This window comes from Veillonella sp. T11011-6, assembly GCF_002959755.1.
GTDB lineage: Bacteria > Bacillota > Negativicutes > Veillonellales > Veillonellaceae > Veillonella.
The window spans coordinates 110,560-123,763 of the sequence record NZ_PPCW01000004.1; the positions used below are offsets into that span (position 1 = coordinate 110,560).

25 protein-coding genes are annotated in these 13,204 nt (G+C 41.8%); all 25 read right to left on the reverse strand.

All coding sequences use genetic code 11. The features are described 5' to 3' along the window. Positions 1 to 13 precede the first annotated feature (13 nt). A complete protein-coding gene (map, locus tag VRHSUH10_RS05120; protein WP_060923782.1) occupies positions 14 to 784 on the reverse strand; it encodes a type I methionyl aminopeptidase in 771 nt (256 codons plus the stop codon). A 3-nt stretch (positions 785 to 787) separates the two neighbouring features. Next, positions 788 to 1,351 carry an adenylate kinase gene (locus tag VRHSUH10_RS05125; protein ID WP_005385513.1) on the reverse strand — a complete coding sequence of 188 codons (564 nt, stop codon included), beginning with the start codon at positions 1,349 to 1,351 and terminating at the stop codon, positions 788 to 790. A gap of 12 nt (positions 1,352 to 1,363) precedes the next feature. Then, complete coding sequence (gene secY / locus VRHSUH10_RS05130; RefSeq protein ID WP_060923781.1) at positions 1,364 to 2,626, reverse strand: preprotein translocase subunit SecY; 1,263 nt, start codon at positions 2,624 to 2,626, stop codon at positions 1,364 to 1,366. 1 nt (position 2,627) lies between these two features. Then, a complete protein-coding gene (gene rplO / locus VRHSUH10_RS05135; protein WP_060923780.1) occupies positions 2,628 to 3,071 on the reverse strand; it encodes a 50S ribosomal protein L15 in 444 nt (147 codons plus the stop codon). 22 nt (positions 3,072 to 3,093) lie between these two features. Next, positions 3,094 to 3,273, reverse strand: coding sequence for a 50S ribosomal protein L30 (gene rpmD / locus VRHSUH10_RS05140; protein ID WP_004695138.1), 180 nt, complete (start codon positions 3,271 to 3,273; stop codon positions 3,094 to 3,096). Between the two features lie 14 nt (positions 3,274 to 3,287). After that, entirely contained in the window at positions 3,288 to 3,791 is a 504-nt protein-coding gene (gene rpsE / locus VRHSUH10_RS05145) for a 30S ribosomal protein S5 (RefSeq protein WP_004695136.1), read from the reverse strand. A gap of 18 nt (positions 3,792 to 3,809) precedes the next feature. After that, positions 3,810 to 4,190, reverse strand: a complete 381-nt coding sequence (rplR, locus tag VRHSUH10_RS05150) for a 50S ribosomal protein L18 (protein WP_105089705.1) — start codon at positions 4,188 to 4,190, stop codon at positions 3,810 to 3,812. 17 nt (positions 4,191 to 4,207) lie between these two features. Further along, a complete protein-coding gene (gene rplF / locus VRHSUH10_RS05155) occupies positions 4,208 to 4,753 on the reverse strand; it encodes a 50S ribosomal protein L6 (protein WP_039968986.1) in 546 nt (181 codons plus the stop codon). 24 nt (positions 4,754 to 4,777) lie between these two features. After that, positions 4,778 to 5,164 (reverse strand): 30S ribosomal protein S8, encoded by a 387-nt coding sequence (gene rpsH / locus VRHSUH10_RS05160; protein WP_004695128.1) that lies wholly within the window; start codon positions 5,162 to 5,164, stop codon positions 4,778 to 4,780. Between the two features lie 27 nt (positions 5,165 to 5,191). Further along, complete coding sequence (rpsN, locus tag VRHSUH10_RS05165) at positions 5,192 to 5,461, reverse strand: 30S ribosomal protein S14 (protein WP_005377140.1); 270 nt, start codon at positions 5,459 to 5,461, stop codon at positions 5,192 to 5,194. Positions 5,462 to 5,477: 16 nt separating this feature from the next. Further along, complete coding sequence (gene rplE / locus VRHSUH10_RS05170; RefSeq protein ID WP_024065152.1) at positions 5,478 to 6,017, reverse strand: 50S ribosomal protein L5; 540 nt, start codon at positions 6,015 to 6,017, stop codon at positions 5,478 to 5,480. Positions 6,018 to 6,040: 23 nt separating this feature from the next. Further along, positions 6,041 to 6,361 (reverse strand): 50S ribosomal protein L24, encoded by a 321-nt coding sequence (gene rplX, locus VRHSUH10_RS05175; RefSeq protein WP_004695118.1) that lies wholly within the window; start codon positions 6,359 to 6,361, stop codon positions 6,041 to 6,043. An 18-nt stretch (positions 6,362 to 6,379) separates the two neighbouring features. Next, positions 6,380 to 6,748: a 50S ribosomal protein L14 gene (rplN, locus tag VRHSUH10_RS05180; RefSeq protein ID WP_004695117.1), complete on the reverse strand. Its 369-nt coding sequence runs from the start codon at positions 6,746 to 6,748 to the stop codon at positions 6,380 to 6,382. Positions 6,749 to 6,772: 24 nt separating this feature from the next. Continuing rightward, positions 6,773 to 7,033, reverse strand: coding sequence for a 30S ribosomal protein S17 (gene rpsQ, locus VRHSUH10_RS05185; protein ID WP_005385504.1), 261 nt, complete (start codon positions 7,031 to 7,033; stop codon positions 6,773 to 6,775). A 39-nt stretch (positions 7,034 to 7,072) separates the two neighbouring features. Continuing rightward, entirely contained in the window at positions 7,073 to 7,276 is a 204-nt protein-coding gene (rpmC, locus tag VRHSUH10_RS05190) for a 50S ribosomal protein L29 (protein WP_004695115.1), read from the reverse strand. Further along, entirely contained in the window at positions 7,266 to 7,703 is a 438-nt protein-coding gene (gene rplP / locus VRHSUH10_RS05195; RefSeq protein WP_004695114.1) for a 50S ribosomal protein L16, read from the reverse strand. Before rplP ends, rpmC begins: the two co-directional genes overlap by 11 nt. Further along, on the reverse strand, positions 7,703 to 8,368 hold the full coding sequence (rpsC, locus tag VRHSUH10_RS05200) for a 30S ribosomal protein S3 (protein WP_105084923.1): 666 nt from the start codon (positions 8,366 to 8,368) through the stop codon (positions 7,703 to 7,705). Before rpsC ends, rplP begins: the two co-directional genes overlap by 1 nt. A gap of 16 nt (positions 8,369 to 8,384) precedes the next feature. After that, the gene (gene rplV, locus VRHSUH10_RS05205; RefSeq protein WP_004695112.1) at positions 8,385 to 8,720 is read right to left on the reverse strand and encodes a 50S ribosomal protein L22; all 336 of its coding nucleotides are present in this window, start codon (positions 8,718 to 8,720) and stop codon (positions 8,385 to 8,387) included. Positions 8,721 to 8,733: 13 nt separating this feature from the next. After that, positions 8,734 to 9,015 carry a 30S ribosomal protein S19 gene (gene rpsS / locus VRHSUH10_RS05210; protein WP_060923779.1) on the reverse strand — a complete coding sequence of 94 codons (282 nt, stop codon included), beginning with the start codon at positions 9,013 to 9,015 and terminating at the stop codon, positions 8,734 to 8,736. Between the two features lie 23 nt (positions 9,016 to 9,038). After that, positions 9,039 to 9,869, reverse strand: a complete 831-nt coding sequence (gene rplB, locus VRHSUH10_RS05215; protein ID WP_005385496.1) for a 50S ribosomal protein L2 — start codon at positions 9,867 to 9,869, stop codon at positions 9,039 to 9,041. A gap of 26 nt (positions 9,870 to 9,895) precedes the next feature. Next, positions 9,896 to 10,180 carry a 50S ribosomal protein L23 gene (gene rplW / locus VRHSUH10_RS05220; protein WP_004695108.1) on the reverse strand — a complete coding sequence of 95 codons (285 nt, stop codon included), beginning with the start codon at positions 10,178 to 10,180 and terminating at the stop codon, positions 9,896 to 9,898. Continuing rightward, a complete protein-coding gene (rplD, locus tag VRHSUH10_RS05225; protein ID WP_105089706.1) occupies positions 10,180 to 10,803 on the reverse strand; it encodes a 50S ribosomal protein L4 in 624 nt (207 codons plus the stop codon). The genes rplW and rplD overlap by 1 nt, the downstream gene beginning before the upstream one ends. A gap of 26 nt (positions 10,804 to 10,829) precedes the next feature. Beyond that, positions 10,830 to 11,471: a 50S ribosomal protein L3 gene (rplC, locus tag VRHSUH10_RS05230; protein ID WP_004695102.1), complete on the reverse strand. Its 642-nt coding sequence runs from the start codon at positions 11,469 to 11,471 to the stop codon at positions 10,830 to 10,832. Positions 11,472 to 11,483: 12 nt separating this feature from the next. Then, complete coding sequence (gene rpsJ, locus VRHSUH10_RS05235) at positions 11,484 to 11,795, reverse strand: 30S ribosomal protein S10 (RefSeq protein WP_004695100.1); 312 nt, start codon at positions 11,793 to 11,795, stop codon at positions 11,484 to 11,486. A gap of 180 nt (positions 11,796 to 11,975) precedes the next feature. Then, positions 11,976 to 13,163, reverse strand: coding sequence for an elongation factor Tu (gene tuf / locus VRHSUH10_RS05240; protein ID WP_105089707.1), 1,188 nt, complete (start codon positions 13,161 to 13,163; stop codon positions 11,976 to 11,978). Between the last annotated feature and the right edge of the window lie 41 nt (positions 13,164 to 13,204).

Here is a 13,204-nt window from a genome sequence, read left to right on the forward strand (position 1 = left end):
CCGGTTACCTGTTTTATTTAATTAACCGCGGTTCATCACGCATGGTTAATATTTCAGGGCCGTTTTCTGTAACAACCACTGTATGTTCGAAATGAGCAGCAGGTTTACCATCTACGGTAACTGCTGTCCAGTCATCCCCTAATACACGAACACGATGTGTACCTAGAGTAATCATCGGTTCGATACACAATACCATACCAGGTTTCATAAGAGGTCCTTGGTCAGGACTACCATAGTTTGGTATTTGTGGATCTTCATGCATTTCGCGGCCTAAACCATGACCTACGAAGTCGCGAACGACACCGTAACCATGTTTCTCGCAATACGTTTGAACAGCATGACCGATAGCACCGATACGGTTGCCAACTTTCACTTGTTCAATTCCCTTGAACAGACTTTCTTCTGTAACTTTTAACAATTTCATCACATCAGGTTTGACGTGACCGATAGGAATCGTCACAGCCGAATCGCCGTGATATCCATCAATAGATGATACAAGATCAATACTGAGGACATCACCGTTTTTAAGCTTACGCTTAGCGCTCGGAATACCATGAACAACTTCATCATTGATAGAAGCACAGATTGTAGCAGGGAATCCATAGTACCCTTTACAACTTGGTATACCACCGTGGCTGCGAATATATTCTTCGGCAATTGTATCTAACTCAAGCGTCGTGATGCCAGGTTTAGCCTTTTCTACTAACAAGGACAACGTGTCTGCTGTAAGCTTACTTGCCTTGCGGATACATTCAATTTCATGGGGCGATTTCAAAATAATCATGGATTATTTCTCCAAAGCCTTAATGATGTCAGCAAATACTGCGTCTACATCTTGTAAACCATTAATTTCTTCATATAAACCGCTATTGCGATAGTAGTCGATTAAAGGTTTAGTAGATTCTTCGTACACAGCTAGACGTTTCTGTACTGTTTCAGGGTTATCATCAGCACGATTTTCTAGAACAGCTCGTTCGCTAATACGTTTAACTAATTCCTCGGAAGGAACGTTTAAGTTAAGTACAGCGTCCAAAGAAATTCCTAATTCTTTAAGGATTGCATCCAAGGACACAGCTTGCGCTGTTGTTCTTGGGAATCCATCAAGAATAAATCCAGATTTGCAGTCATCTTTCACCAAGCGATCACGTACGATACCAACAGTTACACTGTCAGGTACCAATTGACCAGCATCGATGTATTTCTTAGCCTCAACTCCAAGAGGTGTTTCGTTCTTAATCGCAGCGCGGAACATATCACCTGTTGAAATTTGGGGAATACCGTATTTTTCAATAAGTCGAGCTGCCTGAGTGCCTTTACCAGCACCAGGAGGTCCCATTAATAGAATATACATATTGTTTCCCTCCTATTTCACAAAGCCTTTATAGTGGCGTGTTACCATGAGCGACTCAATTTGTTGCATTGTATCAAGTGCTACACCTACAACGATAAGGAGAGCCGTACCACCAAAGTATACGCCTTGGACGCCGGTAATACTACCGAGGAAATTCGGTATAATAGCAACGACAGCTAAGAATACAGCGCCAGCCAAAGTGATCTTGGTCATCACGTTATCCACATAATCAGCAGTTGGTTTACCCGCACGAATACCTGGGATAAAACCACCGTATTTTTTCATATTATCTGCCATATCTGTAATGTTGATAGAGATTGCAGTATAGAAATACGTAAAGATAAAAATCAATAATGCATACAATGCCGTTTGTAACGGCGTACCCCATGTAAAGAGATCCGCAGCTTTATGAACATATTCATTGTCAATAAATTGCGCAATCGTCACAGGGAACATCAACACAGATGACGCAAAGATAATTGGGATTACACCTGCCTGATTGACTTTCAACGGCAAGAATGTAGAGTGACCACCGTACATTTTACGACCTACTACGCGTTTAGCGTATTGAATCGGAATACGACGTTGGCCTTGTGTAACTGCAACTACGACAGCAATCATCGCAAGAGCAATTACAGCAAATAAGAATGCTTGGAACATATTAATTGTTCCGTTTTGGATATATTGATAAATAGTTTCTAAACCATCTGGTAATCGAGCTACGATACCAGCAAAGATGATCAAGGAAATACCATTACCTATACCATATGCTGTGATTTGTTCACCAATCCACATCAACAAGCATGTGCCTGCTGTTAGGATGATGGCCACAACGAATACACTAAGGAAATCATTATTTACCAAAGCGTTGTTTGCTCTAAGAGCAAATGCCATGCCTGCGGCTTGTACAAAGCCGAGGACTACGGTGCCATAACGAGTTACCTTCGCTATTTTCTTACGCCCGTCTTCACCATCTTTACTCCATGCTTCAAACTGAGGAACTACAGACTGAAGCAGTTGCATGATGATGGAAGCATTGATGTAAGGTGTAATACTCATTGCAAAGATAGAGAACTTACTAAGCGCACCACCAGCAAACAAGTCTAATAGACCGAATAGGTTACCGGATGTAAACAAGGATTCGATAACAGACGCATCAACGCCTGGAACAGGAATGTGGATACCAGCTCTAAAGATGGCAAACATCATTAATGTGTAAAGAATCTTATTACGTAATTCGGTAATCTTAAAGATGTTCGAGAGGCTATCTAGCACCCTAGATCACCTCTACTTTTCCGCCTGCTGCTGTAATTTTTTCTTCAGCAGATTTAGTGAAGCCATTAGCGATAACAGTTAAGTTTTTAGTTTCCAATGTACCGTTACCTAAAATACGAATGCCATCGCGTACATTTTTCAAAATGCCAGCTTCAATAAGAGCTACTGGATCAACTGTTGCACCGTCTTCAAAACGGTTCAATTGTTCTACGTTAACTTCAGCATATTGTTTAGCAAAAACGTTGTTGAAACCACGTTTTGGTAAACGACGATAAAGAGGCATTTGGCCGCCTTCAAAACCGGAGCGAACGCCACCGCCAGAACGGGAGTTTTGACCTTTTTGACCACGACCAGATGTTTTACCCAAGCCAGAACCTAAACCACGGCCTACACGAGTACGAGCTTTTTTGGAACCAGCAGCTGGTTGTAATTCATGAAGTTTCATTCAGTGCACCTCCTTATCAGTATTAAACTTCTTCAACTTTTACTAAATGTCTAACTTTGTGAAGCATACCTTCGATTTGAGGTGTTACTTCTTTTACAACTTGAGAATTAGTTTTTTTCAAGCCCAAAGCTTTAACTGTCGCGCGTTGATCTTCAGGACGACCGATTAAGCTTCTTGTTAATGTTACTTTAACTTGTGCCATTTCTTGTCTCCTTATTACGCGTTATAGATTTCTTCAACGGTTTTACCACGAAGTTCTGCAACTTCGCTAGCGCGTTTCAAATCTTTCAAACCTTCGATTGTAGCGCGAACCATATTGTTAGGGTTAGAAGAGCCCAAAGATTTAGTCAAGATGTTACGAACACCTACTAATTCCAATACGGCACGAACAGGGCCACCAGCGATAACGCCAGTACCTTCAGCAGCTGGTTTCAAGAATACGCGGCCTGCGCCGAATACGCCTGTTACGCTGTGAGGGATTGTACCATTTTTAATTGCTACGTTTACAATATTTTTCTTAGCATCATCGATACCTTTGCGAATTGCTTCTGGTACTTCCGCTGCTTTACCTAAGCCAACGCCTACATAACCGTTGCCATCACCAACAACTACAAGAGCGCTGAAGGAAAAACGACGACCGCCTTTAACTACTTTGGCTACGCGGTTGATGAATACTACTCTTTCTTTAAGATCAAGACTGGTGTAGTCAATTCTCGCCATGTCTATAGTTCCTCCTTCTTAGAATTTTAAGCCTGCTTCACGAGCACCTTCTGCAAGGGCTGCTACGCGGCCGTGGTAAATGTAACCACCACGGTCAAACACTACTGTGTCAATGCCTTTAGCGATAGCTTTTTTAGCAACTGCTTCACCAACAGCTTTAGCAGCAGCTACGTTACCACCATAGGATAAGTTCAAATCTTTATCTAAAGAGCTAGCAGCTACCAAAGTTGTACCTGCTACGTCATCGATAACTTGAGCATAGATGTTGCCTAAAGAACGGTATACGTTCAAACGTGGGCAAGTTGCCGTACCAGAGATGTGACGGCGAATACGAAGATGACGTTTTGCTCGAGCGATGTTTCTACTAGATTTACGAGGCAAGATATTCACTCCTTTCATTCATATAGATGATATTACTATTTACCTTTTGCACCAGCTTTACCAGCTTTACGACGAACAACTTCGCCTTCATAGCGGATACCTTTACCTTTGTAAGGTTCTGGTTTTCTCCATTTACGGATATCAGCTGCTACTGCGCCTACAACTTCTTTGTCTGCACCAGAAACAACGATTTTGTTAGGAGCTGGAACTTCAATTGTAATACCAGCTGGAGCTTCCATTTCTACTGGATGAGAGAAGCCAAGTGTAAGAGCTAATTTATTGCCTTGTTTAGCCGCTCTGTAACCAACACCGTTGATTTCAAGAGTTTTTGTGAATCCTTCAGATACGCCTGTTACCATATTAGCAACAAGAGCGCGAGTCAAACCGTGAAGGGAACGATGAGCTTTATTGTCGGAAGGACGAGCTACTGTAATTGTGTTACCTTCAACAGTGATATTCATATCTGGATGCAAATCGCGAGATAATTCACCTTTAGGACCTTTTACGTTCATATGATGGTTATCATATGTAACAGTAACGCCTGCAGGGATCTCGATAGGCATTCTACCGATACGTGACATTATTTCTACCTCCTATTGCTACTATTACCAAACGTATGCGATTACTTCGCCACCAAGACCTTCTTTACGAGCTTGTTTGTCGCTCATAACGCCTTTGGATGTAGAAATAACTGCGATACCCAAACCACCAAGTACACGAGGAAGTTCTTCCTTTTTCGCGTAAACACGTAAACCAGGTTTGGAAATACGTTTAATTCCTGTAATAACTTTTTCGTTATTGGAACCATATTTCAAAGTTACTTTTAAAGTGTTTTCTTCTTTTTCTACGTTCTTTACGAAACCTTCTTGTAAAAGGATGTCAAGAACAGCTGCTTTCATTCTAGATGCAGGAATGTTTACCGTTTCATGAAGTGCAGCATTTGCATTACGGATGCGCGTAAGCATATCCGCGATAGGATCGGTCATTACCATAATCTAAAAACCTCCTCTCGTCTAATATTACCAGCTGGCTTTTTTAACACCAGGAATTTGTCCTTTGTACGCCAATTCACGGAACGCAATACGGCTGATACCGAATTTGCGCATATAGCCGTGAGGACGACCAGTTAAGTTGCAACGGTTGTGTAAGCGTGTTGGGGATGCGTTTGCTGGTAATTTGGACAAGCCTTCATAATCACCTGCTGCTTTTAACGCTGCACGTTTAGCTGCATATTTTTCAACGATTTTAGCGCGTTTCTTTTCGCGTTCAATCATAGATTTTTTAGCCATCTATATGTTCCTCCTATTATTTTTCAAAAGGCATACCGAATTGAGTCAACAATTCACGAGCTTCTTCATCTGTTTTAGCAGTTGTTACTACGATGATATCCATACCAGTAACACGTTCTACTTGATCATATTCGATCTCAGGGAAGATGAGCTGTTCTTTAAGACCCAAAGCGTAGTTACCACGGCCATCAAATGCTGTTGCGCTGATACCGCGGAAGTCACGTACACGAGGTAATGCCGCATTGATCAATTTGTCGAGGAATTCATACATGCGTTCGCCACGAAGAGTAACTTTTGTACCCAACGCCATACCTTCACGAACTTTAAAGTTCGCAATGGATTTTTTTGCTTTTGTGATTACAGGTTTTTGACCAGCGATGATAGTCAAATCATTAACTGCTGCTTCCAATGCTTTTGCATTGCCTACTGCATCACCAACGCCGATGTTGATAACGATTTTTTCCAATTTAGGGATTTCCATAACGTTGCCGTATTGGAATTTTTCTTGCAAACTCTTTTTAATTTCAGAGTTGTATTGTTCAAATAAACGAGACATTTATTTAGCTCCTCCTTTCCTGATTATTTAAGTACTGTACCAGATTTAACTGTAGCGCGAACGAATTTACCGTCTTTGCCTTCAACTTTTTTGATACGAGTAGCTGTTTTAGTTTCTGGGTCAACAACCATTACGTTAGAAACATGGATACCAGCTTCTTTAGTAACGATGCCGCCTTGTGGGTTAGCTTGAGAAGGTTTTGTGTGACGTTTTACAGTGTTAACGCCTTCAACAAATACGCGTTCTTTTTTAGGTTCAGTAGCAATTACTGTACCTTGCTTACCTTTATCTTTACCGGAGATAACAACAACTGTATCGCCTTTTTTGATTTGTAGTTTAGCCATATGCTGCGTTCCTCCTTCTTATAATACTTCTGGAGCCAAGGAAACAATTTTCATGAAGTCTTTTTCACGAAGTTCTCTTGCTACAGGTCCGAAAATACGAGTACCACGAGGGGTTTTATCGTCTTTAATTACTACTGCTGCGTTTTCATCGAAACGGATATAGGAACCGTCTTGACGGCGGATACCTTTTTTAGAACGAACAATAACAGCTTTGACTACGTCGCCTTTCTTGACAACGCCACCGGGTGATGCATCTTTTACAGAAGCAACGATTACGTCACCGATATTGCCGAATTTGCGATAAGAACCGCCCATGACTTGGATACACATAATACGTTTTGCACCAGTGTTGTCGGCAACATTCAAAATTGTTTGTTGCTGGATCATCGTCTATTCCTCCTTACATCACTCTTATTTTTGTCTTTCAAGAATTTCAACAACTCTCCAACATTTATCTTTAGAAAGTGGACGAGTTTCTACAATTTTAACTGTATCGCCAATTTGGCACTCATTGTTTTCATCATGAGCTTTGAAGCGTTTAGTGCTAACCATTGGCTTGTTATATAATGCGTGAGGTACTTTACGTTCTACAGCAACAACAACAGTTTTATTCATTTTGTCGCTAACAACTTTACCTACGCGGACTTTACGTACGTTTCTTTCTTCTGCCACGATTTTAAGCCTCCTTTTCAACCTTTAACAAATCTGTTATTATGCGTTTTCAGATTTAAGTTCAACTTCACGTTGTACAGTTTTAATACGAGCGATTGTCTTCTTAACTTCACGAATGCGCATAGGATTTTCTAATTGACCTGTTGCAAGCTGAAAACGGAGGTTAAATAACTCTTCCTTAAGACCGGAAACTTTTTGTTCCATTTCGGCAGCGCTCATATTGCGAATGTCATTAACCTTCATTTACGTCACCACCCAATTCTTTACCCTTAACAACAAATTTGCATTTGATTGGAAGTTTATGGCTTGCAAGACGCATAGCTTCACGAGCTGTAGCTTCTGGCACACCGTCCATTTCAAACATTACACGACCTGGTTTAACTACTGCTACCCAGTATTCAGGAGAACCTTTACCGGAACCCATACGAGTACCAGCTGGTTTAGCTGTGATTGGTTTGTCAGGGAAAATTTTAATCCATACTTTACCACCACGTTTGATATAACGAGTCATAGCAATACGGGCAGCTTCGATTTGACGGTTAGTGATCCAAGATGGTTCGCATGCTACCAAGCCGAACTCACCATGAGACACTGTATTACCGCGCATAGCACGACCTTTCATACGGCCGCGGAATTGCTTACGATGTTTTACGCGCTTTGGAATAAGCATTACTTGCCACCTTCTTCCTTCTTAGCAGGTTGTTTTGCTTCTGGCAAAACTTCACCTTTGTAAATCCATACTTTAATGCCGATACAACCATATGTTGTATGAGCTTCAGCAGTACCGTAGTCGATGTCTGCACGAAGTGTATGCAAAGGAATAGAACCTTCACGGTAGGATTCGCTACGAGCGATTTCAGCGCCGCCAAGACGACCGCTTACCATGATTTTAATACCTTTTGCACCTAAGCGCATTGTACGACCTACAGCTTGTTTCATTGCACGACGGAAACCAATACGGCGTTCCAATTGGCTAGCAATGTTTTCTGCAACCAAGATTGCATCCATGTCTGCTTGTTTAATTTCTGCGATGTTAACGTCCACTTGTTTGTCAGTGAAACGAGTCATTGCTTTTTTGATATCTTCGATACCAGCACCACCACGACCGATAACCATACCTGGTTTTGCAGTGTGGATAGTCAATTTAATACGTTTATTTGTACGCTCGATTTCAATGCGGGAAATACCAGCAATGAAAAGGGTTTCTTTCAAGAAGTTACGAATTTTTACGTCTTCATGAAGATTAGCAGCGAAATCTTTATCTGCATACCATTTTGCGTCCCAATCTTTTACGATACCGACACGCAAACCGTGTGGATTAACTTTTTGACCCACTCTGTTTCCCTCCTTCTTAAGCTCTTTCTTTAACTACTACTGTTACATGGCTAGTGCGTTTCAAAATTTTGAAAGCTTGACCACGGGAACGAGGATGAATGCGTTTTAATGTAGGGCCTTGATCAACGAAGATCTCGGATACGTAAAGATTGTCAACATTCATATCGAAATTATGTTCAGCGTTTGCGATTGCAGAACGCATAACTTTTTCTACTACATCAGCGCCAACTTTCGGAGTGAACTTCAAGATGGCAAATGCTTCGCCGATGTTTTTACCGCGCACTAAATCTGCAACGATACGGATTTTACGAGGCGCGATTCGGATATGTCTAGCGATTGCTTTTGCTTCCATGTATTATTTCCTCCTATTTTTTGCCTGTAGATTTTTCGTCCTTACCATGACCTTTAAAAGTACGTGTAGGAGCGAACTCACCTAATTTATGACCTACCATATCTTCTGTAATGAATACAGGTACATGTTTGCGACCATCATGCACAGCAATTGTGTGGCCTACAAAACTTGGGATAATAGTAGAGGCACGGGACCAGGTTTTTACAACTTTCTTTTCGTTAGTTTCGTTTAAAGCTTCAACTTTCTTAAGCAAATGATCTGCTACGAAAGGGCCTTTTTTAATAGATCTGGACACTATTTTATCTCCTTTCCTTTATCCTATTTTGTACGACGTTTAATGATTAAGCTGTTAGAAGCTTTTTTCTTGTCGCGAGTTTTAACACCATGTGCTGGTTTGCCCCAAGGTGTAACAGGATGTTTACGACCAACAGGAGATTTACCTTCACCACCACCATGTGGATGGTCACAAGGGTTCATTACAACACCACGGTTGCCAGGGCGAACGCCCATCCAACGATGACGACCAGCTTTACCAATTACAAGGTTGCTGTGGTCAGCGTTACCAACAACACCTACTGTTGCACGGCACTCTTGACGAACACGACGCATTTCACCAGATGGTAAACGAAGAATAGCATAGCCATTATCTTTACCCATCAATTGAGCAGATGTACCAGCGGAACGAACGATTTGGCCACCTTTACCGATTTTCAATTCGATATTATGGATTTGTGTACCGTCTGGAATATTAGCCAATGGTAAGCAGTTACCAGGTTTAATATCGGACTCAGGACCGGAGAATACAACGTCACCAACTTTTAGACCGTTAGGAGCTAAAATGTAGCGTTTTTCACCATCAGCGTAGTTAAGCAAAGCGATACGAGAAGAACGGTTAGGATCATACTCGATTGTTGCTACTTTAGCTGGAATATTATCTTTAGTACGTTTGAAGTCAATAATACGATATTGACGTTTATGACCGCCACCTTGGTGACGAACTGTCATTTTACCAGTATTGTTACGACCACCTTTTTGAGAAATCTTAGCTAGCAAAGATTTTTCTGGTTTGCTTGCTGTGATTTCGTCGAAGGCGGATACTGTCATAAACCGGCGACCAGCGGAGTACGGTTTAAATGATTTAATTGCCATTAGTGGGCCTCCTTACAACTAGACTCTTAGACACCTTCAAAGAATTCAATGGACTCGCCAGCTTTTAAAGTAACGATAGCTTTTTTGTAATCGCTACGTTTACCTTGTGTACGACCCATGCGTTTAGTTTTACCTAAAACGCGAATAGTAGCTACTTTTTCTACTTTTACATTGAAGATTTTTTCAACTGCTTGACGGATTTGCACTTTATTTGCAGTCAAAGGCACACGGAAAGTGTATTTGCCTTCTTCCATAAGCATAGTGGATTTTTCGGTAATAACCGGGCGGATTAGTACATCATGTAATTGCATTATCCAAGTACCTCCTCGATTTTTGCGACAGCACCTTTAGTAATTAAGAGCTTATCGTAATGAAGAAGATCGAAAATGTTCATACCTTCGCAAGCCAATGCTTTAACACCTTGGATGTTGCGAGCGGAACGTTCAACATTTACATCACCTTCAGTGATGAACAATACTTTTGCATCACCAACGTTGAAGCTATTGATAATGTTCAACACTTCTTTAGTTTTAGGAGCTGCTAATGTGATTTCTTCCAAAACGTATAATTCGCTATTATTCACTTTATCGCTAAGAGCAGATTTAACTGCTAAACGTCTAGCCTTACGAGGCATAGCTTTGTAATAGCTGCGAGGTTGTGGACCAAATGTAGTACCGCCACCAATCCAGATTGGGGAACGGCTGGAACCGGAACGTGCACGACCAGTACCTTTTTGTTTCCAAGGTTTGCGGCCACCGCCACGAACCATACCTCTAGTTTTTGTTGCATGTGTGCCGAGACGTTCGTTAGATAATTGACGAACTACGGCTTGATGCATTACGGCTTCGTTAACTTCAACGCCGAATACTGCATCGTTTAACTGTATTTCACCGACTTTAACGCCGGATTGATTATATGTTGCTACTGTAGGCATTACATAATCCTCCTTTCGACAAATGATTATTTAACAGGTTTAACCGTGTTGCGAACCATAACCAAGCTACCTTTAGCGCCTGGGATACCACCTTTAACCAATAAAAGGTTACGTTCAGCATCAACTTTCACAACGGATAAGCGTTGTACGGTAACTCTGTAACCACCCATTTGTCCAGGGAGTTTTTTACCTTTGTATACCTTACCGCCGCCACCGGAGATCATAGGACCGATGGAACCAGGTTCACGGTGAGATTTGGAACCATGAGTTTCAGGACCACGGGAGAAGTTATGGCGTTTAATTGTGCCAGCAAAACCCTTACCTTTACCTGTACCCACTACGTCCACCAATTCACCTTCTGCGAAGATATCAGCTGCCAGAGTTTGGCCTACTGTGTAGTCAGCTGCATTAGCTACGCGAACTTCGCGAAGATATTTAACTGGAGCTACGCCAGCTTTGTCGAACTGACCTTTTACAGGTTTTGTTAAATGTTTTTCTTTAATGGAACCGTAACCAATTTGTACTGCTTCGTAGCCGTCTGTTTCAACAGTCTTAACGCGCACTACAACGCTTGGGGTAGTTTCCACTACTGTTACAGGAACTAATTGGCCTTCTGCTGTGAAGACTTGAGTCATTCCTAATTTTTTACCCAAAATAGCTTTAGACATTATCGCACCTCCTTATAGTTTTATTTCAATAGATACACCAGCTGGTAAATCTAAACGAGTGATAGCATCTACTGTTTTCGAATTTGGTTCAAGAATATCGATTAAGCGTTTATGTGTACGCATTTCGAATTGTTCACGAGAATCTTTATTTACGTGTACAGAACGAAGAATTGTGAAGATATTCTTTTCTGTTGGCAATGGAATCGGACCAGATACCATAGCGCCATTTCTTTTTGCAGTGTCTACGATCTTAGCAGCGCTTTGATCGAGAGCTTTGTGGTCGTATGCCTTAAGGCGAATACGGATTTTTTGCTGTTTAGCCATTATTAATAATTCCTCCTGTCGTCCATTTCGTGAATGGGCTGCTCCATAGAAATTCTCCTCCGCAGAGGCAACCTTCTACTTCATAGTTTAAAAACACAACACTAGAGCGGCATTACTGCCGCTCTGAATGCTGCATGTATTGTGCTCAACGCATCACTACGATGAGCATAAAAGGTTAAATTAACCTTCGATTTCAGTTACAACGCCAGCGCCTACTGTATGGCCACCTTCGCGGATCGCGAAGCGAAGACCTTCTTCGATAGCGATTGGAGTGATCAATTCGATGTTCATTGTTACGTTATCGCCAGGCATACACATTTCTACACCGTCTGGAAGGTTTACAACACCTGTTACGTCTGTTGTACGGAAGTAGAATTGTGGACGGTAGTTGGAGAAGAATGGAGTATGACGGCCACCTTCTTCTTTAGTCAATACGTAAACTTCTGCTTTGAATTTTGTGTGTGGTTTGATGGAACCTGGTTTAGCCAATACTTGACCACGTTCGATGTCTTTACGGTCAACACCACGAAGCAACGCACCTACGTTGTCACCTGCTACTGCAGAGTCCAAAGTTTTGCGGAACATTTCAAGACCAGTTACTACGTATTGTTCAGCTTTTTCTTTCAAGCCTACAACTTCTACTGTGTCGCCTACGTTTACTTGACCACGTTCAACACGGCCAGTTGCTACTGTACCACGACCAGTGATTGTGAATACGTCTTCCACAGGCATCAAGAAAGGTTTGTCAGTATCACGAACTGGAGTTGGGATGTAGGAGTCTACAGCTTCCATCAATTCGTCGATTTTAGCTACATATTGAGCATCGCCTTCCAAAGCTTTCAACGCAGAACCTACAACGATAGGTACTTCGTCGCCAGGAAATTCGTAGGAAGAAAGAAGTTCACGAACTTCCATTTCTACCAATTCAATCAATTCTTCGTCGTCAACCATGTCAGCTTTGTTCAAGAATACTACGATTGCAGGAACACCAACTTGGCGAGCCAACAAGATGTGTTCGCGAGTTTGAGGCATAGGGCCGTCAGCTGCGGAACATACCAAGATAGCGCCGTCCATTTGAGCTGCACCAGTGATCATGTTTTTAACATAGTCAGCATGGCCTGGGCAGTCAACGTGTGCATAGTGACGGTTAGCAGTTTCATACTCAACGTGTGCAGTGTTGATTGTGATACCACGTTCACGTTCTTCTGGAGCTTTATCGATCATGCTGTAATCTTGGAAATCAGCTTGGCCTTTTTCTGCCAATACTTTAGTGATTGCAGCAGTCAAAGTAGTTTTACCATGGTCAACGTGACCGATTGTACCGATGTTAACATGCGGTTTCGTACGTTCAAATTTTTCTTTTGCCATTTTAAATTATCCTCCGAGGAAAATAGTAATTCTATTAATCT